Source organism: Acidocella aromatica (assembly GCF_014201825.1).
GTDB lineage: Bacteria > Pseudomonadota > Alphaproteobacteria > Acetobacterales > Acetobacteraceae > Acidocella > Acidocella aromatica.
Genome location: NZ_JACHFJ010000011.1, coordinates 22,580 through 43,464, shown reverse-complemented (window position 1 = coordinate 43,464; position 20,885 = coordinate 22,580). Strand labels below are relative to the sequence as shown.

Below are 20,885 nucleotides of genomic sequence, written 5' to 3'. Positions count from 1 at the left end.
CCCGACGCGATGGTCGGGCGAAGTGGGGTTGAGGGATGATCGAAGGGGTCAGTAGCCGAACCGCCAGGATGGCCAGGGCTGACCGTCATCTGAAGCGGCGATGGCTTCCGGCAGGTAGCAGGCATCGCCTTCGACCAGGGTGGGACCGCGCACCGGCGTCTCGTCGATGACGGTGACGCAGACGACGAGACCGTCTTCGACATCGACGTGAACGGGGACGAGATACTGAAAGACGACGCGGCGCGTGGCGGACGGGTCGGGTTCAATCATGGAAGGTCTCCTTGCGACGATGCGGGGAAGCGACTTCAAGCCGCTCCCCCGCCGTGAGGGTCACTCGGCTGCGATCGTCAGGGCGTCTTCGTCCTCGACCTCGTCGGCGTCCTCATCGTCGCCGTCCTCGCTGAGGAAATCCGGCAAGGCGGCATCGTCTCCGGCGTCGGTCTCGGTGCCAGGTTCGATGGTCCGCCCATCATCGAGGTCGACGAGGCGCAGCGGCTCGGGCAGCCAGCCGGTGTCGGCCAGCAGGCGCTCGGCCTCCTTGGCCATGTCGCCCTTCTTCAGATGGTCGATGAGCCCTGCTGCCCGTTCGCCCGCGCCATCCCGCACGGCTTCGAGGATGCGAGGCTTGGTGACGCGGCCGAGATAGTTGCCGACCGTTGGTTTCCAGCCCGCCGCCACCATGTCGAGGCCGGTGGCCCGCGCCAGCCGGTCGGCCTGCGCCAGGCGCACGTCCAGCCCATGCTGGCTGACGCCCGATCCGTAAGGGTTCGGACGCTCGAACAGCGCGTTTACGCCAAAGCTGACGCAATGGGCGAGCAGATCGAGCCGCGTGCCGGGATCGAGCCGGGAGAGCCAATCCCAGAGCGCCTGATCGTCGCCGGGGACATGATCGCCCCAGCGCTCGTGCCGCTCGGCGACCTCGCGCGCCGCTGTGCAGTCCTTCAACTCGTCGGACTGTGCCGGGAAGAAGATGTGATTGACGCGGGCATCGAGGCAGCCGGCCGGTGCGGTGCGCCGGAAGGTGTCGCTGACCAGCTTGTGCAGCAGCAGGGTCATGGCGACGTCGGGATGTTCGGCGACCGCGTTGCGCAGAGCGAGCGTGCGATGCGCGGTCAGCTCGATGACGAGCCGCTCGGGGAGCGGCTTGATGCTGTCGTCCTCGTCGTCTTCCGGCTCGGCGGGCTGGCCGCCGATGGTGACGACGGCGCGTTGCACGACGGGCGCGGCCGGCTGGCCGGTTTCGCCGTCTGTCTCCGACGCATCGTCGCTCTCGGGCTCGACGGGGCGTTCGTCCTCGGGATGGACATAGCCGCGATCGACCGTCAGCGAGCCATCGGAATGGAGGCTGACGAAGACGCCGGCGATGGCGATGTCGCTCGGATCGTAGATCGTCGGGCGGTGCTCGAAGGCATTGAGCGCCTGTTCGATCTCGCCAAGCCTCATGTCGATCTCGTCCGGCAGCTCGTCGGCTTCAGCATATTCAGCTTCGAGCCGGCCATATTCCTTGCTCAGCGCCTCGCGGGCAGCGCGCTCCTCCTCGGTCAGATCGACCACAGTTCCGGCCAACTTCCGAAGCCCGCGCTCGTAGCCGTAGGGAAAGCTCAGGGCAGCCTCGACCCATTTCCAGCCTTCGCCCGCGATCTCGTCGGCCAGGATTTTCAGCTTCTCGGCCACCAGGCGGTCGAGCAAGGCCGGGTCTTGCAGCCAACCGCCATCGTCGGATTGGAACAGGTCGCGTAGCACGATGCCGCCGGCCGCTTCATATGCCTCAACGCCGACGAAGACGGCCCGCTTGTCGGTGGCGCGCACCGTGGTCTCGGTCAGCAGGCGCCGGATCTGATAGGGTTCCTTCTGCCAGCCGTCCTTGATGGCATTCCAGACCTGTTCCTGGCGGGCATGGTCGGCGCTGACGGTGAAGGCCATGAGCTGCTCGAGCGTCATGCTGTCCTCGGCATAGATGTCGAGCAAGGCCGGCGAGACTGTGGTGAGGCGCAGGCGCTGTTTCACGACGTTGACACCGACGAAGAAAGCGGCGGCGATGGCTTCCTCGGTCATGCCCTTGTCGCGCATGGCCTGGAAAGCGCGGAGCTGGTCCAGCGGATGGAGCGGGGCGCGTTCCAAATTTTCAGCCAGGGAGACCTCATCGACGAGGATGCCGCTCGCGGCATCGCCGACGACGCAAGGCACGAGCGCGGTCTTGGCCAGACGCTTCTGCTTCACCAGCAATTCGAGTGCGCGATAGCGGCGGCCGCCGGCGGGGACCTCGAACATTCCGGTCTCGGCGCCATCGGCGCTGAGGACCGGACGGACATGCAGGGACTGGATGAGCCCGCGCCGGGCGATGGACTCGGCCATCTCCTCGATTGAGACGCCGGCCTTGACGCGCCGGACGTTGGACTGGCTCAGCACCAGCTTGTTGATGGGGATGTCGCGCGAGGACGACAGGGTGATTTTCTGAACGGCAGTAGCCATCGGGATATACTCCGCGACGGGCGCCGAGAGCCTCTCTCTCGGACACTGAACCCGTCACGAAGCGAAGCGCCGCCCTCTCACTCTGGGAGGGCAGCGCCACGGAAACGGAAAGGCACGGAAGCGTAGAACCGGAAGTACGGCAGGCCGTATCTCCGGTTCCGGGGATGTCAGGCGGCGCGATCGAGGAGCTTCTTCGCCTTGCCCTCCATGTCGAGGCGGGCGTCCTGATGTGGCTTGTCGCGGGCGACGGCGGTGATGCCCTGGACGAAATCGAAGACCGACTCCGGTGGCCGGCCTTCCTCGGCCAGAACCGCGTCAATGATCTTGCCGGTTTCCGCCTTGGAGAAACCGCGGCGGCGCAGGAAATCGGTGCGGTCCTCGTCGGTCCTCGCGACGATCCGCTCGCGGGCTGATTTGATGCCGTTGACGAAGGGAGCGGGCGACGAATTGGCGAAGTTCAACAGCGCCGGCGCCGCCTCATGCGCGAAGCGCGAGGCGGCATACTTGCTGTGTCGGATGGTGATCTCCTCGAAATCCTCGACGCCGTCGGGTAGGGGCGAAGTGTCCCGGTGGGATCACCTCTACCCCTCCCACGGAACCGGACTTGATAGTTTCCCATCATCCGGCTCCTACGCTTGCATCATTCGATCCAGTCGTTCCTGCAGTCGTCCGGCATGATGCGCGACATGACATTCTCGGCAGAGCACGACACGCTTGCGCGTACGGGCCGCCTTGACTCGAGTCCACAAAGTGGTCCCTTCCATGTCACTCATCTTCCGGGCGTGATGAACTTCCAGCGACACATTTTTGGCAGCGCAGGCTTGGCATGCACGGGCGCGCAGCTGATCGACGATGTCGTTTCGACCGGCGAAGTGCATGACCGCCAAGGGCTGACGGTCAACATGTCTCGACGTCAGCGCTGGGCTGACATCTGCTAGACGGAACATCGGCATGAAGCGCCGCTCATGGCGGCCCTCATACCACAGGCCGAGGCTATCCCCGTTCCGGAGCTTCTCCGCCATTGTCCGGACCGAGCACTTATGCTTGCGAGACAACGTCTTCATGAGGCTCCACCACCAAAGATGATGAAGTCTGGAGACCTCTCGCTTCCACAGCGTTCCGAGCTTGTAATACTCGGCAAGGCCGCGCATCAGTGCATTGTATCCGGTCAGGATTGCGATGTCGGAGTTGTTGATCAATTCGCACCGCGCCTCGCCTCGGTTCATATGGAGATTACCGAGGCGCTGGCGTTCGGCGAAGCGCGCGAGACGATCCACGGACACGTGAAGCTGCATGCGGTCGTCGGGCGCGCGCTTGGTGACGGCGCGACCGCCGCTCACCATCCGCTTTGTCCGGCCATCGCCGTAGGTCTTCAGGTCGTAGCCGAGGAAGGTGGCTCCCTCGCTCGCTTTTCTGATCCCGCTCTTCTCCTCGGAGACCGTGAGCTTCAGGTGATCGGTCAGGAACTGCCTGACCTTCGCCATCGTGCTGCGGGCCTCGTCTTTGTCGCCGATTATGCCGATGACGAAGTCGTCGGCATAGCGGCAGTAGCGGAGACGCCGGTATTCAGGGTCGAACGGATCAACAGACGGCGCTTCTCGACGCCGTTGCTCCCATTCCCTGATCTCTTCGACAAGCGCGGGGATTTCACCCTCGTTGTTGTTCGCTCGTCGCCTTTCGATCATTCTGCGCCTGACCTGGATTTGCTTGGAGCATTCCAGATAGTGGGCGCTGCGCCGACGCGTCTGACCCCGGTCGAACCGGGCCTTCACTTCCTCCATGAACTTGTCGAGTTCGTGGAGGTAGACGTTAGCCAGGATCGGTGAGATCACGCCGCCCTGCGGGGCTCCACTGAAGGTCTTGTGGAACCTCCAGTCTTCGAGGTAGCCGGCCTTCAACATCCGCTCGATCAGCTTGATCAGGCGCTCGTCATCGATACGCCTGCGCAGCAGTTCGAGCAGAATGCCGTGGTCGATATTGTCATAATATCCGACGATGTCGACCTCGATCAGCCACTTCACGCCGTGCCAAGTCTTCCTGATTTCAGTCAGGGCGGTGTGGCACGAGCGGCCCCGGCGGAAGCCGTGCGATTGGTCGGAGAAGATCGGCTCGTAAACATGCTCGAGCAGTATCTTCACGACCGCCTGCACCAACTTGTCGTCGGCGGTGGGAATGCCCAACGGGCGTTTCTTCCCGTTGGCCTTGGGGATGAATTGCCTGCGCGCCGGTGAAAAGCGGTACGACCCATCCATCACGTGAGCGATGATTCCTTGCATCCTCTCCAGCGAGAAGCCGTCGAGGGTGTTGTCGGCATCGACGCCCGGCGTGAGCGCACCCTTGTTCGGGGCGATCTGCTCGTAGGCCCTTTCCCAAAGGAGTGGGCTGGCGAGAAGACGAAACAGGCCGTTTATACGCTTTCCTTGGCGAGACAGTTCGATGATCGAGCCAAGTCTCTTCTCTACGGTGTATGGTTGCATCAGCAAACCTCCGTCATGAAGTGGATAAGGCTCAGCAAGCGCGCCGCCCTTCACCCGCGCAGCGGAGATTCCCCGCCGGTTGCCCGGCCGGTTTCACTCATGCGCGTCCATCCGAGAATGGCTGTCCCGGGCATTACCCCGGGCGTTCGGCTATTATGGCGGCTCCGTCGCCTTACGGGTCGCCGGAGTGGCGCCCGCTTAGGCGATCCCGTGTTTACGCGATCAGTGAGATGCGACGTGGTTAGGTGTCCCGTTCGATCGTAATCCCTCGACGAGGGCTGGGCCGTGCGACCAAGTTTAGGTGGATCTCATGGGGTATCCCACCCTTCGCACGGCCTGACGCGTCAACCATTGCTGCGTCAGTACCCGGAATAAAGTCCCGCGATCTAGGCTTCACGCAGTATAGCATTCACCATGCACGTCTTGCCCTGGCGTCCCGCTGGCCCACAATGGTTTCGGCCCGGATGACGCCTTTTCTCAGCATGCTATTGTCCCCCGCGCGGTTTCCCGGTTGCAGCCATTTCTGGCCGAGGTAAGCTGAGTGGGCATCAGGCTATTCTTGGTTTCCTGAGAAGTTTCCTTCACTCAATTGATCGCGCCACCACGGCGCACCCAGAGGTTACGATTCTGGCACACGGCGCGGAGATAGAAGCTCGCCATGCCAAGCGTTTTCGCGCCGACTTCCGAGTTCCAGCAATAGAAGCCCCGGAAATAGAGGTCCGGGGAGCCATCGGGCAGGCGGCCGGCCTCGATGGGGTTCAGGTCGTCCACGAGGAACAGGAACACGTCACGGTCGGACGCATAGAGCGTTGTCGTGTCCCTGGTGATGTCCACGCGCGGGTTGTAGATCCCGGTGGACCAGTCGAGCACGCCCGGCACCTTCCAGCGCGTATCGCCGGTGCCGTCGCCGGCGATGCGTTGCACCGCCTCGACCAGTTCGTGATCGTAGATGCGGCCATAATCGGGGCCGGTGACGGCGCGAAGCTCGACACGCCCGCTGTCGGTTTCCAGCGTCTTGATCTGCTCGGCGCGGTTCGAGGTCAGGCCGTATTGCAGGTTGATGCCGGCCAGAGCGGCGGGAAGCTGGCGTAGATAGGCAGCGGGGGCGCCAACCTGCGAGGCGAGCTGGCCGAAGCTCCAGTGGGTCGGGGCGACGGGCGCGTCGGCGCCCGGCAGGATCAGCGCCAGCCGCTCGGGATCGGATCGGCTGGCATCGACATGGATGAGCGCGGTCTCGACCACGCGGGTCCGGCTGCGCTCGGCGCGCTCGCCGACCGCGCAGGCCAGGTCGCCGAGCGACAGGAACCGCTCATCGTCGGGCCGAGAGAACCATTCGGACGAGACGCGGCCGACGCGCTTGCCCCGGCTGACATCCACCTTATAGCCGCCACCGAAATCGCGGCGGGCATCGAGCACCTGCATATTCATGGGATCAAACTCCATGACGGGCGCCGGAGACCTTCTCTCCAGCCATCAACCCGTCACGGAAATCCCCTCCGCACTCTCACTCTATAGGGGGCGTTGCGGGGAACTCCCCCGCAGAAGGGGTCGGCCGAGATCCTGCCTCGGCCGCAGGGGAAGGCTTTCCCCCACCGTAAAGCCACAAACGCGCAAAGCCGTGGAACAGGATTTCAGCGATCGGTGCATCTGGAGCGGGGAGCAATCGCTCGACCCTCAAAGCCAATCCTCGAAAGAGGGTGGCGCACCCAGCACGATTCGAACGTGCGGCCTCCACCTTCGGAGGGTGGCGCTCTATCCAGCTGAGCTATGGGTGCATCAATGTGCAGATAGTGACCGAGACCAACAAGGGTCAATCCCGAATTCAACAATCGAATCGGCTCAATCGGTGAGGTTCAGAACCCGCCCGTTTGCCGCCGCTCGTTCGCTACTACCTCCTTCTCGTTTGCTTCCGTGGTGCTTCCGCGACCATGGGAGCGATTTTCCTGCTTCCTTCGAGTTTCGCCAACTGCTTGGCTCCGCTTACTTTTTTCGACACCTGCCCGCAACGCACTTGACTTAGCTTTGCCTTCGGAGGGCAACACTCTATCCAGCTGAGCTACGGGTCCGGCGCATCCGGTTTAACCGTAATCCCGCCCGGCTGCAACGCCCGGGGCTGACCCGGGCGGCGCTAATCAGATTTTGCCGTGGCAGTATTTGTACTTCTTGCCGGAGCCGCAGGGGCAGGGCGCGTTGCGGGGCGTGATGCCCCAGGTTTCGGGCTTGGCCGGGTCCACCTCATCCTCGCGGAAGGGTCGCACGCGGTCGCTCTCCTGTACCACCGGCTCGGTCAGGGCCAGTTCGGGCGCCACATGGCCGGGCAGCGGATGGCTCTCCACCATTGGCACCGGGGGCGGAGGCGGCGGGGCGGCGGGCGTCTCGCTTACCACCACATGGGCCAGCGCGCCGGTCACGCGTTCCTTCAGCTCGTCGAGCATGGCCGCGAACATAGCGAAGGCTTCGCGCTTGTACTCGTTTAGCGGGTCGCGCTGGCCGTAGCCACGCAGGCCAATGCCCTGGCGCAGATAATCCAGCCCCAGCAGATGCTCCTTCCACACGTGGTCGAGCGTCTGCAGCAGGATGGATTTCTCAATATAATTGGTCAGCGCCTCGCCGAATTTTTCGGCCTTGGCCGCAGCCGCCTGAACCGCCGCCTGCTCGATGCGCTCGCGCAGGTGCACCTCGTCGATCCCCTCTTCCGCCGCCCAGTCCACAATCGGCAAGTCCAGCGCCAGCACGCGGTTGAGGTCCACCGCCAGCTCAGCGCTCTGCCACTGCTCAGGGAATGCCTTCTCGGGAATCCGGTTGGCAACGAGCCCCGCGATCACATCCTCGCGCATCTCGGCCACGATGTCCGACACACTCTCGGCACTCATGAACTCGCGGCGCTGGGCATACACCTCCTTGCGCTGGTCGTTCATCACGTCGTCGTATTTCAGCACGTTCTTGCGCATGTCGAAATTGCGGATCTCGACCTTCTTCTGCGCCTTCTCCAGGGCCTTGTTGATCCACGGGTGGACGATGGCCTCGCCCTCCTGCAAGCCGAGGCGCTGGAGCATCCCGCCCATACGGTCGGAGCCGAAGATGCGCATCAAATCGTCTTCCAACGAGAGGAAGAAGCGCGAAGCGCCGGGGTCACCCTGGCGACCGGAGCGGCCACGGAGCTGGTTGTCGATACGCCGGCTCTCATGCCGCTCGGTGCCGATGACGAACAACCCGCCCGCCGCCTTCACCTTGGCCTGGTTGGTGTCGATCTCGGCCTTCAGCGCCACCGGGTCCACGCCCGGCTCCAGCGCCAGGCGCATCTCATAATTGCCGCCGAGCTTAATATCAGTCCCGCGCCCGGCCATGTTGGTGGCGATGGTAATCGCCCCCGGCGCGCCGGCCTGGGCGATGATCGTCGCCTCCTGCTCATGGAAACGCGCGTTCAGCACGCTGTGCTTGATCTTCTTCCGGTCCAGCAGCGCCGAGATGATCTCGCTCTTCTCGATGCTGGTGGTGCCGACCAGCACCGGCTGGCCGCGTCCCCGGCATTCCTCGATCAGCTTTGCCACCGCCTCGTATTTCTCGGCGGCGGTGCGATACACTTCGTCATCCTGGTCGTCGCGCGCGACCGCCACGTTGGTCGGGATCTCGACGACCGAGAGCTTGTAGATCTGCTCGAACTCATCCGCCTCGGTCATGGCCGTGCCGGTCATGCCCGCGAGCTTGGGGTAGAGGCGGAAGTAGTTCTGGAAGGTGATGGAGGCCAGCGTCTGGTTCTCCTGCTGCACCTGCACCTTCTCCTTAGCCTCCAGGGCTTGGTGCAAGCCATCGGAGTAGCGGCGCCCTTCCAGCATGCGGCCGGTGAACTCGTCGATGATGACGATCTTGTCTTCGCGCACGATGTAATCCACGTCCCGCGCGTACAAGGTACGGGCGCGCAGGCTCTGCTGCACATGGTGCACGATGGAGACATTGGCGAGGTCGTACAGCCCGCCATGGGGCAGCACGCCGGCGGCCTGGAGCATCTCCTCCACCGTCTCGGCGCCCAGCTCCGTCATGGTCACGGTGCGGGCCTTCTCATCCTTCTCGTAAAATTCATGTTTGCCGTCCTCGCCCACCCGCCCACGGGCCAGGAAGGCGGCCACCACCTCATCCACCTGGGCGTAGAGGCTGGTCGGCTCGTCGGACGGGCCAGAGATGATCAGCGGCGTGCGGGCTTCGTCGATGAGGATGGAGTCTACCTCGTCCACGATGGCGAAGTGGAACGGCCGGTGGACCATGTCCTCCAGCCGGTACTTCATGTTGTCGCGCAGATAATCGAAGCCGAACTCGTTGTTGGTGCCGTAGGTGATGTCGGCGCCGTAGGCGGCTCGGCGGGTAGGCTCGTCCAGCCCCGGCACGATCACCCCGGTGGAAAGGCCCAGGAACCCGTAGAGCTGGCCCATCTGGGCGGCGTCGCGCCGGGCCAGGTAGTCGTTCACGGTGACGACATGCACGCCCAGCCCGGTGAGCGCGTTGAGATACACGGCCAGGGTGGCGACCAGTGTCTTGCCCTCGCCGGTCTTCATCTCGGAGATCTTGCCGTCGTGCAGCACCATGCCGCCGATCAGCTGCACGTCGAAATGGCGCATCCCCAACACGCGCTTGGCGGCCTCGCGCACCACGGCGAAGGCCTCGGGCAACAGGTCGTCCAGCGTTTCCCCCGCGTCCAGCCGGGCGCGGAAGGCGGTGGTTTTGCCCTGGAGGGCGGCATCATCCAGCGCCGAGATCTCCGGCTCCAGCGCGTTGATGGCGGCGACGCGGCGGCGATAGGCCTTCAGCGCACGGTCGTTACTGGTTCCAAAGATGGCGCGGGCGAAGCTGGCAAACATGCTGGGGCGGAATCCGCTTTATAAAGGTAGGGAAAATCTTGCCCGTTCACATAGTCGCGGGGTTGTAACGGGTCAAATCAGCGGGGCGGCGCAAGCCCCGGGGGTGGGGACCCGTCTTGCCGGTCGGGCGGGTTTGCCGCATAGGAAGTGCCATCAAAAGGAAGGTTTAATACCCAATGCGCCGTCATACTCTGCGTTCCGTCCTTACCGCCGCGACCCTGCTTGCCGCCCCGGCCGCTTTCGCTCAGTCCAGCGCCTCTTCCAGCGCGCCCGCCGCCGCCCCGGCCAACGCGAACCCGGTCGTCGCCATCGTCAACGGCACCAAGATTTACATGAGCGACATCCAGGCCGACGCGCAGACCGCCCCGGCGCAGGTTCAGCAGCTCCCGCCCGACCAACTCTTCCCCCTGCTGGTCAACCAGGAAGTGGACCGCAAGGCGCTGCTGGTCGCCGCGCAGAAAGAAGGCCTGCAGAACAACCCGGACGTGGCCAAGGCCATGCAGGACGCCGCCAATATCCGGCTGGAAAACGCCTTCGTACAGCAGAAGGTCGCCCCGCAGGTGAGCGACACCGCCGTGCAGGCCGCCTATAACCAGCAATATGCCGGCAAGCCCGGCCCCGAGCAGGTCGAGGCCCGCCACATCCTGGTGCAGACCCAGGCTCAGGCCCAGGACATCATCAATCAGCTGAACAAGGGCGCCGATTTCGCCAAGCTGGCCGAGAAGTACAGCATCGACCCCGGCGCCAAGAATGGCGGCGAGCTGGGCTGGTTCTCCAAGGACGAGATGGTCCCCTCCTTCGCCAACGCCGCCTTCGCCCTGAAGACCGGCCAGTACACCAAAACCCCGGTGCAGACGCAGTTCGGCTGGCACGTGATCCTGTGCGAGGGCAAACGCACAGCCCCCACCCCGGCGCTCGCCGACGTGCAGGACCAGATCAAGCAGAAGCTGGCCAACCAGGCCGTGCAGAAGGTGCTGGACGATGCCCGCAGCCAGGTGCAGATCCAGCTCTTCAACGCCGATGGCACCCCGATGAAGGCTGCCACCCCGGCCCAGGGCGGCTCGTCCAACTAACATGGCTGGCCCGCTTCCCGTCTCGCCGCTGGCGCTGCCGCTGCCCGTGCTGCCCCCCCTCAAAGGGGTACGCATGGCCACGGCCGAGGCCGGCATCCGCTACAAGGGCCGCACGGACGTGTTGCTGGCCGAATTCGCGGAGGGCACCACCGTCGCCGGTGTGTTCACCAAGAATCTCTGCCCCGGCGCGCCCGTCACCTGGTGCCGCGAGGTGCTGGAAGGCGGCCTGGCCCGCGGCTTGGTGGTGAATGCGGGTAACGCCAATGTGTTTACCGGCGCCGCCGGGGTGCGCGCGGTGGAGGAGACGGCCCACGCCGCCGCCACCACGCTCGGCACCAAGGCGGACCGGATCTTCCTGGCCTCCACCGGCGTGATCGGCGAGCCTTTGCCCGCGCACAAGATCGTGGCGGTGATGGACGATCTGAAGGCCAAGCTGGCCGAAGACCGCTTCACCGAGGCCGCGCACGCCATCCTGACCACCGACACCTTCGCCAAGGGCGCGACCCGCACGGCGGTGATCGACGGCGTGGAGGTGCGCATCAACGGTATCGCCAAGGGCTCGGGCATGATCGCCCCGGACATGGCGACGATGCTGAGCTTCATCTTCACCGACGCCGCCATCCCCGCCCCCGTCTTGCAGGCCATGCTGGCCAAGAGCGTGGACAGCACCTTCAATTGCGTGACCGTGGACAGCGACACCTCGACCTCCGACACGGTGCTGCTCTTCGCCACCGGCCAGGCGGGCAACACGCCGACGGATGTCCCCGGCCATCTCGCCGATTTCCGCCGCGCACTGCACGAGGTGATGCACGATCTCGCCCTGATGGTGGCGCGCGACGGCGAGGGCGCGCAGAAGCTGGTGACCATCAATGTCGAGGGCGCTGTCTCCCACGCCTCGGCCAAGCGCATCGCCATGGCCATCGCCAACTCCCCGCTGGTGAAAACCGCCGTGGCGGGCGAGGACGCGAACTGGGGCCGCATCGTGATGGCCGTGGGCAAGGCTGGCGAGCCCGCCGACCGCGACAAGCTCGGCGTGGCCGTGGGCGGCGTGTGGATGGCCCAGGCGGGCGGCGTGGTCCCCGGCTACGACGAAACCCCGGTGGTTCAGCACATGAAGGGCCGCGAGATCGAGATCACGGTCGATATCGGGCTCGGCGAAGGCCGCGCCACGGTTTGGACCTGCGACCTCACCCACGGCTATATCGACATCAACGGCTCCTACCGGAGCTGAAACCAGCCTAACGCGGCTCCCGGCGGGGCATTGCCGCCCTAGCCGGGGCCCCGTTCGCCTCGACCAGCGCCAGCAGCCCCAGCACAATCCGCTCGGGGCTGGGCGGGCAGCCCGCGATCATCAGATCCACCGGCAACACGCCACCCGCACCGCCGCAAATGGCGGGCGAGCCCTTGAACACCCCGCCATCCACCGCGCAATCGCCCACCGCCACCACCAGAGCGGGCTCGGGCATCGCCGCGCGCGCCTGCAACAACGCCTCACGCATGTTCTTGCCAGATACCCCGGTCACCAGAAGGATATCCGCGTGGCGCGGACTGGGCGTAAAACTCAGCCCGTATTGCGTCAGGTCATGCACCAGATTTTGCGTCGCCCGCAGTTCCAGCTCGCAGGCATTGCAGCTCCCCGCCGACACATGGCGGATGGCCAGCGAGCGCCCGAGCTTCGAGGCCCCGACCTTCTCGCGCAGGCTCTGCACCACCGCCGGGTCCGCCGTGCGGGCCTCGGCGGCGCGGGAGAGCAAATGCTTGGCGACGGTCTTCCACATTACAGGTCCACCCCAGAATACGAACCGTTGATGGATTTATTGATCAGCGGGAAATCGGCTAAAATGGCGGTCGCCGCCGCGTGCTCCAGCAGCGGCCAGTGCAACGTGCTGGGATCGGCGATGAACACATCGGCAATCACGCCCCCCTCAATGCGCAGCCAGTACCAGACCGGGCCGCGGAAGCTCTCGGCCACGCCCAACCCGCCACCACTGCCCGTGGGCGGGGCAATGGCGATTGGCGTATCCGGCAGGGAATGCAGCATGTCGCGGATCAGGCGGATGCTCTCGGGGATTTCTGCCAAGCGGATACGGATGCGCGCCGCCACATCGCCATCCCGCTCCACCGGCACGTAGAGGGCAAAGGTCTCGTAAGGCGGGTAGCCGGGCAGCAGGCGGGCGTCATGCGTCTGGCCCGAGGCGCGGCCCGCATAGCCCCCAGCGGCATAAGCGGCGGCCAGGGCAGGCGGCACGATCCCGGTGCCGACCACACGATCCTGCAAACTGGCGTAATCCTCGAAAACGCGCTTCAGACTGGGCAGCTCGGCCTCCAGCGCGTCCAGCGCGTCCAGGATCGCCACCGCACCCCCAGTGCCAATATCCCCCGCCACACCGCCCGGGATCACCACATCCATCATCAGCCGGTGGCCAAACGCCGCCGCCGAGGCCGCGCAGATCCGCTCGCGCGCCAAGGCGAAGCGGGAGTCGAGAAACGCGAACCCGGCATCGCCCGCGATGGCCCCGATATCGCTGGTATGGTTGGCGAGGCGCTCCAGCTCCGCCATCACCGCACGCAGATAGACCGCCCGGCCCGGCACCTCCAGCCGCAGCGCCACCTCGGCCGCGCGGGCATAGGCGATGCTGTGCGCCACCGTGGCATCGCCCGAGACGCGCGCGGCGAAGCGCGCCGCCAAACGCGGAGATTTGCCCCGGATCATCCCCAGCGTGCCCTTATGCGTGTAGCCCAGCCGCGCTTCCAGCTTCAGCACCTTCTCACCGACCACCGAGAAGCGGAAATGCCCAGGCTCGATGATCCCGGCATGGATCGGCCCCACCGCCACCTGATGCACGCCCTCAATTTCAGGCGTTTTAAACTCCGGCCAGGGTCCCCGCCCCTCGGCGTCGCGTGAATGCTCGATGGCCGGGCGGGTATCCGTGGCCCCGATGGCCTTATGGCCGTTGAGGTCATACGCAAGGCGCTGGAACCAGCCAGCCCCGGCATGGGTCAAGGCCGGATAGGCGTTATCCACCAGCTCCACCGCCACCAGCTCGCCGGGCTCGTACAGTGCGTAGGCGTGGCGCGCATCCGTCCACAAGGCGATGAACCGACCCTGCCGCGCCTTCCAATCCTCATGGGAGAGCAGGATCATTTCAGGGCCTCCGCCACCTGCGAGAGCAGCCCCACCAACATAGGCGGCATGGCGAAGGCCAACACCACCGAAAGCGCCAGATGCAGCGTGACGAGATGCGTCTCCGGCGTGGCCTTGGCGGGCTTGGTGCGCGGGGGCGCATGGCCAAACACCAGCGGCCCGAGATTACGCAGGATCGCCACCGCGCAGAGCAGCAGCCCCAGCCCCAGCGGCAGCGAGGCCCAGGGGCTGCGCTGGATGGTCTGCATGACAATGATGAACTCCGAGACAAACAGCCCGGAGGGCGGCAGGCCGGTGAGGCCGAACATCGCCGCCCCCAGCACCAGCGCGGTGTATTTGTTGGAGTGGATCAGCCCGCGCAGGTGCGAGAAGCCGTAATGCCCCGGCGCGGTGGAGCCCCGCAACGCCGCCGCGCGGATAAGCACCTGCAACAGTGCGGATTTAATGAGCGTGTGCAGCAGCATATGCAGCAGCCCGCCAAACACCGCCGCCGCCCCGCCAATCCCGAACGCAAACGCCGCGATGCCCGAATGCTCGATGGAGGAAAAGCCGAAGAAGCGCCGCGCATCGCGCCGGCGCGAGAAGGAGAATGCCGCCAGGAACAGCGAGGCCAGCCCCAGCGTGAGCAGAAATGGCCCCGGCGGCAGGGCCGTGCCGCCAGAAGTGAAATTCGCTTCCAGCATGTGGCGGAAGCGCAGGATGGCGATCAGCGCCACATTGATGAGCGGGCCGGAGAGCGAGGTGGTGAGCGGGGCGGGGCCTTCGGCATAAGCGTCCGGCAGCCAGCCATGCAGAGGCACCAAAGCCGCCTTGGTGCCGTAACCGAACAGGATCAGCACAAAGGCCAGCGTGAGCAGCGAGCCGTCCATCCCCGCCGCATGGGCGGTCAGCGCGGTAAAGCTCATGGCCGAAAACCCCGGCCCAAGTGCCGGTTGTGCGGCCAGATACACCAGCATGGTGCCGAACAGCGCGAGTCCAATGCCCACGCCGCCGAGGATAAAATATTTCCACGCCGCCTCCAGGGCAGAAGCCGTGCGCGGCATGCTCACCCCGAGCGTGGCGGCGATGGTCGCACCCTCCACGGCGGCCCAGAGAAGGCCGATATTATCGGCATATAGGCCAAGCAAGGTAGAGCCCAGCACCACTTGGCACATGGCATGGTACACTCGCCAGCGGCGCAAAGAGAGGCGCGGCTCGGCCTCGCGCAGATAGAAGAAGCTGGCGACGGCGGTGGTCAGCCCGGTGAAGCCGGTGACACCACCAAAGACCAGCCCCAGATCATCCGCATGCACCAGCCCCGAGCCGGGGGCGGCAAAGGCCGCGATGGTGAGGATGAAGACAATCCCGCTCAGGGCCACATTGGCGATGGCCCCCTGGCGCGGCGAGCCGATCAGCCCAAGGAAGGGGGCCGCCAGCAGCGGCAGGATGATGGCGATGAGGATCATCTGCCGCGCCTCTCAATCTCTTCGATGCCGGTCAGATCCAGCGTGTCGAAATGCTCGCGGATGCGGAACAGGAACACGCCGACGACGAGGAATGCCAGCAGCACCAGCAGGGCGACGGAGAATTCTGCCACGAAGGGCATCCCCGGCATGCCGATGGCCGCCAGCACCAGCCCGTTCTCAGTGGAGAGGAAGCCGATAATCTGCGCCAACGCATTGCGCCGCGTGGTCATCACCAGCAGCCCCAGCAGCACCACCGAGAGCGCGATGGCCAGATCCTCTCGGGTCAGCGAGACCGCGCTCAGCGTGCTCGGCAGCACCACCAGCACCGCCACCCCGATCAGCCCCACGCCGATGATGGTGGAAAGCAGCACCGGCATTGCCGTCTCCACGGCGCGGATCATGTTGAACTTCGCGACGATCATGCGCAGCCCGATGGGCAGGGCGATGGCCTTGATCACCAGCGTGATCAGCCCGGTGAGGTACAAATTCACCTCATGCTGGGCATAGCCCTGCCAGAACGCGGCGGCCGAAAGCACGAAGGCCTGGATCTGGTAGATGGTGATCATCGCCGCCAGCCGCCGCTGCGAGAGCAGCGAGAAACCGAACACCAGGATAATGCCGCCCATCAGATGCGCGAGCGAGAAGGTGAGGCTCATGCGCCGATCCTCGCCGCCACGAACAGGAAGATGGCCGCCAGCATGCCCAGCAGCATGGCCACACCCAGGAATTCCGGCACCCGGAACACGCGCATCTTGGCGCTGGAAACCTCGAAGACCGGCAGCACGGCGGACATCGCGGCGAGTTTAACCAGCCACAAAACCAGCCCACCGGGCCAGGAGAGGATATCGGTCGCGCGGGCCATGCCGAAAGGCAGGAAGATGCTGCCGATCAGGCTCATCCATAGCAGCAGCCGCAGCATGGCGGCGTAGTTCAGCAGCAGCAGGTTGCGGCCCGAATATTCCAGCAGCATCGCCTCATGCACCATGGCGAGCTCCAGGTGGCCGGCGGGATTGTCGGTGGGAATGCGCCCCGTCTCGGTGAGCGCCACGGCCAGCATGGCGGCGAGCGCAAAGCCAAGCGAGACGGAAATGCCGATATGCTGAGTGTCGAACGCCACGGCGATGCCATCCACGGTCACGCCATGCGCCAGCAGCCCAAAACCGAGCAGCACCACCAGCAGCGCGCCCTCGGCGAACACGCCGTACAGCGCCTCGCGCGCCGCCCCGGCGCCACCGAAGCCAAAGCCCGTCTCCAGCCCGCCGAGCATGGTGGCGGCGCGGGCCAGGGCCAGCAAGCCCATGATGGTGACAAAATCGGAGAGCGGGGCGGTGAGCAGCCCGGTGCAGAACCCCGGCACCAGCATGGCGGCCACGGCGATGCTGAGCGCGCAAGCCAGCGGCCAAGCGCTGAAAAGCTGGCTGGCGGTCTCGGGCACCAGGGTGGATTTGCGCAGCAGCTTGTACAAATCGCGGTACGGCTGAACGACCGGCGGGCCGCGCCGCCCCAGCACCCAGGCGCGTAAAGTGGTCACCACGCCCATCACCAGCGGGGCGAGGGCGAAGGTCAGCCCCACGTGAAGCATCGTGGCGATGAGGCGGAGCAGGAAGTTCAGCAGCATCAACCGCCCTCCCCGAGGCCCAACGCCAGCAAGAAGGCCACGAGTGCGGTGAAGATGAAGGCCAGGCGCTGGCGGATGGTGGCGCGGCGGATGCGCTCGGCCACCCGTACCCCGCGCAGATGCAGCCGGGCCAGCGGCGCGAGCAGGAAGGCCTCGGACGGATCAGCCCCGCCAGGGGCCAGCAGCCCGCGCCCAATGGCTCGGGCGATCGGCTCGCCAAAACCAGTGGCGGAGGGCTGGGTCGCTGGGTCGCCAAAGGGCAGCCAGGGCGGCGGCTTGCCGAACCCGCCATTCCAGGCCGGCACCTCGCGCGAGCCGCGCACGCCGTGGCGGTAAAGGATGAAGGCCGCCCCCACTGCCACCAGCCCGGCCAAACCGGCCAACGGCAGCGGCGCATAGGCCAAAGGTGGTTGCGCCGCCTGCGGGGCAAGCAGCCGGATTACCGGGCTCAGCGCATCCAGGAGCAGATTGGGCAGCAGCGCCACCGGCACGCAGAGCGCGGCCAACAGCGCCATGCCGATGAGCGGTCCGCGCTCGCCCTCCTCGGCGGCGGCGGCCTGCAAGGTGCGCGGCCGGCCAAGGAAGGCGACGCCGAACATCCGCACCGCCGCGCCAATGGCCAAGGCAGCCCCCAGCCCCAGCAGCGCCAGCAGCGCGGTGAACCCGATGCGCGCGACAATGCCGCCCGTACCCGCGGCGCCTATGGCCGCGTGCCAGAGTAGAAATTCCGGCGCGAAGCCCGGCCCCAGCGGCAATGCGGCCATGCCCGCCGCCCCGGCCAACATCAGCAGCCCCAGCCTCGGCATGGCCCGCGCCAGCCCGCCCAGCCAGTTCAACGAGGTAGTGCCGACCGAATGCTTCACCTCACCCGCGCCGATGAACAGCAACGGCTTATACAGCCCATGCGCCACGGCGCAGAGCAGCGCCGCCTGCAAGCCGAGGCCAGCCGTGGTGGCATCGCCCATGGCCTTGGCCCGTAGCGCGATGCCCAGCCCCACGGCAATCAGCCCGACATGCTCGACCGTGGAGCAGGCCAGCATGGTTTTCAGCTCGGTCTCCAGCATGGCCCGCAGCGCGCCGACCAGCACCGAGGCCGCCCCCGCCGCCACCAGCACGCCACCCCACCAGGGCTGCGCCTCCGGACCCAGCACCACGAAGCCGTAGCGGATGATCACATAGAGCGCGACTTTGACCATGCCGCCGGACATCAGCGCCGAAACCCCCGCCGGCGGGGCCGGATGCGCTCTCGGCAGCCAGAAATGCAACGGCGCCAGCCCGGCCTTGGCCCCGGCGCCCAGCACGATCAGCAGAAACGCAATGGACCCGGCGGGCAGAAACACCGCCGGCACCAGGCACGCCGCGGAGAAGATGGCCATGCCCACATATAAGGTGGCGGGTTTCTGGTCGCCGCGCAGCACCAGCAGCCAGGAGGCAGCGCTCATCAGCTCGAAGCCGAGGATCAGGGTGAACGCATCGGCCGCCGCCAGCGCTAAGCCCATGCCCAACACAAAGACCCAGAAAGTGGGCGAATTGCGCATCCCCGCCAGCGCCCCCGCCACCACCTGCGGCAGCAGGATACCCAAAAACAACAGCGACAAGGCATCGAGATGCACATGCATCCCCTGCCCCGGCAGGCCCACGAACATGGCAATGGAGTGGTTCACGGCTTCACGCTAGCAAACCCGCCCCCGCGCCGGGAAGCATCACGGCAACGATTTAACCCGGGCAAAGAAAAAGGGGCCCCCTTGCGGGAGCCCCTCAGCCTCAAGACCTAAGGTCTTGTTAAGCCTTACTTCAGCAGGTCGGCGACGGCAGCCTGCTCCTCGAGCAGCTCGTTCAGCGTGTGCTGAATGCGGCCCTTGGAGAACTCGTCCATCTCGATGCCCTTGACGCGGGTGTACTTGCCGTTCTCGCAGGTGCAGGGAACGCCGAACATCACGTCCTCGGGGACGCCGTAGGAACCGTCGGACGGCACGCCCATGGAAACCCACTTGCCGTTGGTGCCCAGCACCCAGTCGCGCACATGGTCGATGGCGGCGTTGGCGGCGGAGGCGGCGGAGGACAGGCCGCGGGCCTCGATGATGGCCGCACCGCGCTTGCCAACGGCGGAGAGGTACGTGTCCTTGTACCAGGCCTCGTCGTTCACGGCTTCCGGCATCGGCTTACCGGCGGCGGTGGCGTTGCGGTAATCGGCATACATGGAGGGAGAGTGGTTGCCCCACACGGCCATCTTCTCGATGTCCTTAACCGGGGTGCCGGTCTTCTCGGACAGCATGGAAACCGCGCGGTTATGGTCGAGGCGCAGCATCGCGGTGAAGTTCTCCTTCGGCAGATCCGGGGCGGACTTCATGGCGATATAGGCGTTGGTGTTGGCCGGGTTGCCGACCACGAGCACCTTCACGTCGCGCTTGGCGACATCGTTCAGCGCCTTGCCCTGAACCTTGAAGATCTCGGCATTGGCGGCGAGCAGGTCGGAGCGCTCCATGCCCGGGCCGCGGGGGCGCGAGCCGACCAGGATGGCGATGTCCACGTCCTTGAAGGCGACGCGCGGGTCATCGGAGGGGGTCACGCCGGCGAGCAGCGGGAAGGCGCAGTCATTCAGTTCCATGATCACGCCGTTCAGCGCTTTCTGCGCCTGCGGCAGGTCGAGCAGGCTCAGGATCACCGGCTGATCCTTGCCGAGCAGGTCGCCATTGGCGATACGGAACAGGATAGCATAACCAATCTGGCCAGCGGCACCGGTGACGGCAACGCGCACGGGGGTTTTCATGTCTGTGACTCCATTAAATTGGGCGGTTTCCCCTTAAAACTTCACGGGAGCAGGTCAACCCCCGCCCGCGCCTAGCCGGTGATCAGGGAAATCGGGGCTGGGGCGTTGGTCACGGCAAAAGGCAAGCCTTCCAGCGCATCACCATCGCACTGCGCCCAACTCCGCGCATTGCCTGGGAATTCAACATGGCTGGCAGGCAGAATGCGCACGCCCGGGCAACGAGGCAAAATGCCCAGCGGCAGGGCGGCACCCGAGAGCAAAGCGGGGAGCGTACCGGAGCGCTCGAACAGCACCACCTGGAAGCCAGGGGCCTCGGGCTTGGCCTCGGGGGCCAGCAGATACGACCCGCCATAGAGCCGCCCCTTGCTCACCACCACGCTGGCGGCCTCATGGGCCTCGCCATCCACGATCACGCGCAGCGGCGGAAAGCCATAGACAAGGCTCTCCCACACGCTCTGCCACACATAAGCCCCCCGGCCGATGACCCGCTTGAGCAGTGGCGGCAGGCCGTGGACCACCGCGCCGTCGAACCCCAGCCCGGCCATCTGCACAAAAACGTGATCCTCCCTCGGCAGCCGGGCGATGCCGGGCCAGAGCAAACGGGTGCGCTTATAGGCCAGCATGTTGGCCACCGCGCGCGGGCTGGAGGGCAGGCCATACTCCTTGGCCAGCACGTTGGCGGTGCCGAGCGGGATCACCCCCAGCGCCGTGGGGCTGCCGATCAGCCCGTTCGCCACCTCGGCGATGGTCCCATCCCCACCGGCGGCCACCACCATGCCGCGCCCCTCACGCGCCGCCTCGCGGGCCAACTCGGTGGCGTGGCCGGGATGCTCTGTTTCCGCCACCTCCACCTTCACGCCATTGCTCATCAGCAGGTCGAGCACCCGCCAGAGCAGCGCGACACGGCGCCGCCCGGCGACCGGATTAAAAATTATCAACATTCATTAACTCTTCGGGCTCGCAGCGTAATCTCCCCTCATGCACCAATAACGTTACGGTCATATGACAGAAGGATGGCGCACGCATGACAAT

Annotated in this window: 14 protein-coding genes, 1 tRNA gene and 2 pseudogenes; 2 read left to right on the top strand and 15 right to left on the bottom strand. The window is 65.7% G+C overall.

Annotated features, from left to right (window positions below; all coding sequences use genetic code 11):
* Positions 1-48: 48 nt before the first annotated feature.
* From HNP71_RS11160 to secA, 7 genes and pseudogenes are all read right to left on the bottom strand, one after another.
* On the bottom strand, positions 49-270 hold the full coding sequence (locus tag HNP71_RS11160; RefSeq protein ID WP_183267003.1) for a hypothetical protein: 222 nt from the start codon (positions 268-270) through the stop codon (positions 49-51).
* A 60-nt stretch (positions 271-330) separates the two neighbouring features.
* A complete protein-coding gene (locus HNP71_RS11155; RefSeq protein WP_183267002.1) occupies positions 331-2,472 on the bottom strand; it encodes a ParB/RepB/Spo0J family partition protein in 2,142 nt (713 codons plus the stop codon).
* A gap of 167 nt (positions 2,473-2,639) precedes the next feature.
* Positions 2,640-3,017 (bottom strand): annotated as a pseudogene (locus HNP71_RS11150) (DUF932 domain-containing protein); the annotation flags it as partial.
* 84 nt (positions 3,018-3,101) lie between these two features.
* A complete protein-coding gene (locus HNP71_RS11145; RefSeq protein ID WP_183267001.1) occupies positions 3,102-4,949 on the bottom strand; it encodes a reverse transcriptase/maturase family protein in 1,848 nt (615 codons plus the stop codon).
* Between the two features lie 612 nt (positions 4,950-5,561).
* Positions 5,562-6,377 (bottom strand): annotated as a pseudogene (locus HNP71_RS11140) (DUF932 domain-containing protein); the annotation flags it as partial.
* Between the two features lie 270 nt (positions 6,378-6,647).
* Positions 6,648-6,724 (bottom strand) — tRNA-Arg (locus tag HNP71_RS11135).
* 357 nt (positions 6,725-7,081) lie between these two features.
* A complete protein-coding gene (gene secA / locus HNP71_RS11130) occupies positions 7,082-9,802 on the bottom strand; it encodes a preprotein translocase subunit SecA (RefSeq protein ID WP_183267000.1) in 2,721 nt (906 codons plus the stop codon).
* Positions 9,803-9,978: 176 nt separating this feature from the next.
* Here secA and HNP71_RS11125 point away from each other — a divergent pair, with 176 nt between their 5' ends.
* Together HNP71_RS11125 and argJ are read left to right on the top strand one after the other, a co-directional pair.
* On the top strand, positions 9,979-10,875 hold the full coding sequence (locus HNP71_RS11125) for a peptidylprolyl isomerase (RefSeq protein ID WP_183266999.1): 897 nt from the start codon (positions 9,979-9,981) through the stop codon (positions 10,873-10,875).
* 1 nt (position 10,876) lies between these two features.
* Positions 10,877-12,106 (top strand): bifunctional glutamate N-acetyltransferase/amino-acid acetyltransferase ArgJ, encoded by a 1,230-nt coding sequence (gene argJ / locus HNP71_RS11120; protein ID WP_183266998.1) that lies wholly within the window; start codon positions 10,877-10,879, stop codon positions 12,104-12,106.
* Between the two features lie 7 nt (positions 12,107-12,113).
* Here the strand turns inward: argJ and HNP71_RS11115 are convergent, their stop codons facing one another.
* The 8 genes from HNP71_RS11115 to HNP71_RS11080 all read right to left on the bottom strand — a co-directional run bounded on the left by HNP71_RS11115 (position 12,114) and on the right by HNP71_RS11080 (position 20,794).
* Positions 12,114-12,653, bottom strand: a complete 540-nt coding sequence (locus tag HNP71_RS11115; protein ID WP_183266997.1) for an NADH-quinone oxidoreductase subunit B family protein — start codon at positions 12,651-12,653, stop codon at positions 12,114-12,116.
* Positions 12,653-14,020 carry a hydrogenase large subunit gene (locus HNP71_RS11110; protein WP_183266996.1) on the bottom strand — a complete coding sequence of 456 codons (1,368 nt, stop codon included), beginning with the start codon at positions 14,018-14,020 and terminating at the stop codon, positions 12,653-12,655. The genes HNP71_RS11115 and HNP71_RS11110 overlap by 1 nt, the downstream gene beginning before the upstream one ends.
* Positions 14,017-15,465, bottom strand: coding sequence for a proton-conducting transporter transmembrane domain-containing protein (locus HNP71_RS11105; protein WP_183266995.1), 1,449 nt, complete (start codon positions 15,463-15,465; stop codon positions 14,017-14,019). The genes HNP71_RS11110 and HNP71_RS11105 overlap by 4 nt, the downstream gene beginning before the upstream one ends.
* A complete protein-coding gene (locus HNP71_RS11100) occupies positions 15,462-16,121 on the bottom strand; it encodes a hydrogenase-4 component E (RefSeq protein ID WP_183266994.1) in 660 nt (219 codons plus the stop codon). The genes HNP71_RS11105 and HNP71_RS11100 overlap by 4 nt, the downstream gene beginning before the upstream one ends.
* The gene (locus tag HNP71_RS11095) at positions 16,118-17,083 is read right to left on the bottom strand and encodes a respiratory chain complex I subunit 1 family protein (RefSeq protein WP_183266993.1); all 966 of its coding nucleotides are present in this window, start codon (positions 17,081-17,083) and stop codon (positions 16,118-16,120) included. Before HNP71_RS11095 ends, HNP71_RS11100 begins: the two co-directional genes overlap by 4 nt.
* A complete protein-coding gene (locus HNP71_RS11090) occupies positions 17,083-18,747 on the bottom strand; it encodes a proton-conducting transporter transmembrane domain-containing protein (RefSeq protein ID WP_183266992.1) in 1,665 nt (554 codons plus the stop codon). Before HNP71_RS11090 ends, HNP71_RS11095 begins: the two co-directional genes overlap by 1 nt.
* 125 nt (positions 18,748-18,872) lie before the next feature.
* Positions 18,873-19,853 carry a malate dehydrogenase gene (locus HNP71_RS11085; RefSeq protein WP_183266991.1) on the bottom strand — a complete coding sequence of 327 codons (981 nt, stop codon included), beginning with the start codon at positions 19,851-19,853 and terminating at the stop codon, positions 18,873-18,875.
* Positions 19,854-19,924: 71 nt separating this feature from the next.
* The gene (locus HNP71_RS11080) at positions 19,925-20,794 is read right to left on the bottom strand and encodes a diacylglycerol/lipid kinase family protein (protein WP_183266990.1); all 870 of its coding nucleotides are present in this window, start codon (positions 20,792-20,794) and stop codon (positions 19,925-19,927) included.
* Positions 20,795-20,885 lie beyond the last annotated feature (91 nt).

What these genes read in the sequence shown, in the direction of transcription:
- HNP71_RS11160 (WP_183267003.1), bottom strand. Translation starts at nt 270, where the DNA reads ATGATTGAACCCGACCCGTCCGCCACGCGCCGCGTCGTCTTTCAGTAT.
- HNP71_RS11095 (WP_183266993.1), bottom strand. Translation starts at nt 17,083, where the DNA reads ATGCTGCTGAACTTCCTGCTCCGCCTCATCGCCACGATGCTTCACGTG.
- HNP71_RS11100 (WP_183266994.1), bottom strand. Translation starts at nt 16,121, where the DNA reads ATGAGCCTCACCTTCTCGCTCGCGCATCTGATGGGCGGCATTATCCTG.
- HNP71_RS11125 (WP_183266999.1), top strand. Translation starts at nt 9,979, where the DNA reads ATGCGCCGTCATACTCTGCGTTCCGTCCTTACCGCCGCGACCCTGCTT.
- argJ (WP_183266998.1), top strand. Translation starts at nt 10,877, where the DNA reads ATGGCTGGCCCGCTTCCCGTCTCGCCGCTGGCGCTGCCGCTGCCCGTG.
- secA (WP_183267000.1), bottom strand. Translation starts at nt 9,802, where the DNA reads ATGTTTGCCAGCTTCGCCCGCGCCATCTTTGGAACCAGTAACGACCGT.
- HNP71_RS11110 (WP_183266996.1), bottom strand. Translation starts at nt 14,020, where the DNA reads ATGATCCTGCTCTCCCATGAGGATTGGAAGGCGCGGCAGGGTCGGTTC.
- HNP71_RS11115 (WP_183266997.1), bottom strand. Translation starts at nt 12,653, where the DNA reads ATGTGGAAGACCGTCGCCAAGCATTTGCTCTCCCGCGCCGCCGAGGCC.
- HNP71_RS11080 (WP_183266990.1), bottom strand. Translation starts at nt 20,794, where the DNA reads ATGTTGATAATTTTTAATCCGGTCGCCGGGCGGCGCCGTGTCGCGCTG.
- HNP71_RS11105 (WP_183266995.1), bottom strand. Translation starts at nt 15,465, where the DNA reads ATGATCCTCATCGCCATCATCCTGCCGCTGCTGGCGGCCCCCTTCCTT.
- HNP71_RS11155 (WP_183267002.1), bottom strand. Translation starts at nt 2,472, where the DNA reads ATGGCTACTGCCGTTCAGAAAATCACCCTGTCGTCCTCGCGCGACATC.
- HNP71_RS11145 (WP_183267001.1), bottom strand. Translation starts at nt 4,949, where the DNA reads ATGCAACCATACACCGTAGAGAAGAGACTTGGCTCGATCATCGAACTG.
- HNP71_RS11085 (WP_183266991.1), bottom strand. Translation starts at nt 19,853, where the DNA reads ATGAAAACCCCCGTGCGCGTTGCCGTCACCGGTGCCGCTGGCCAGATT.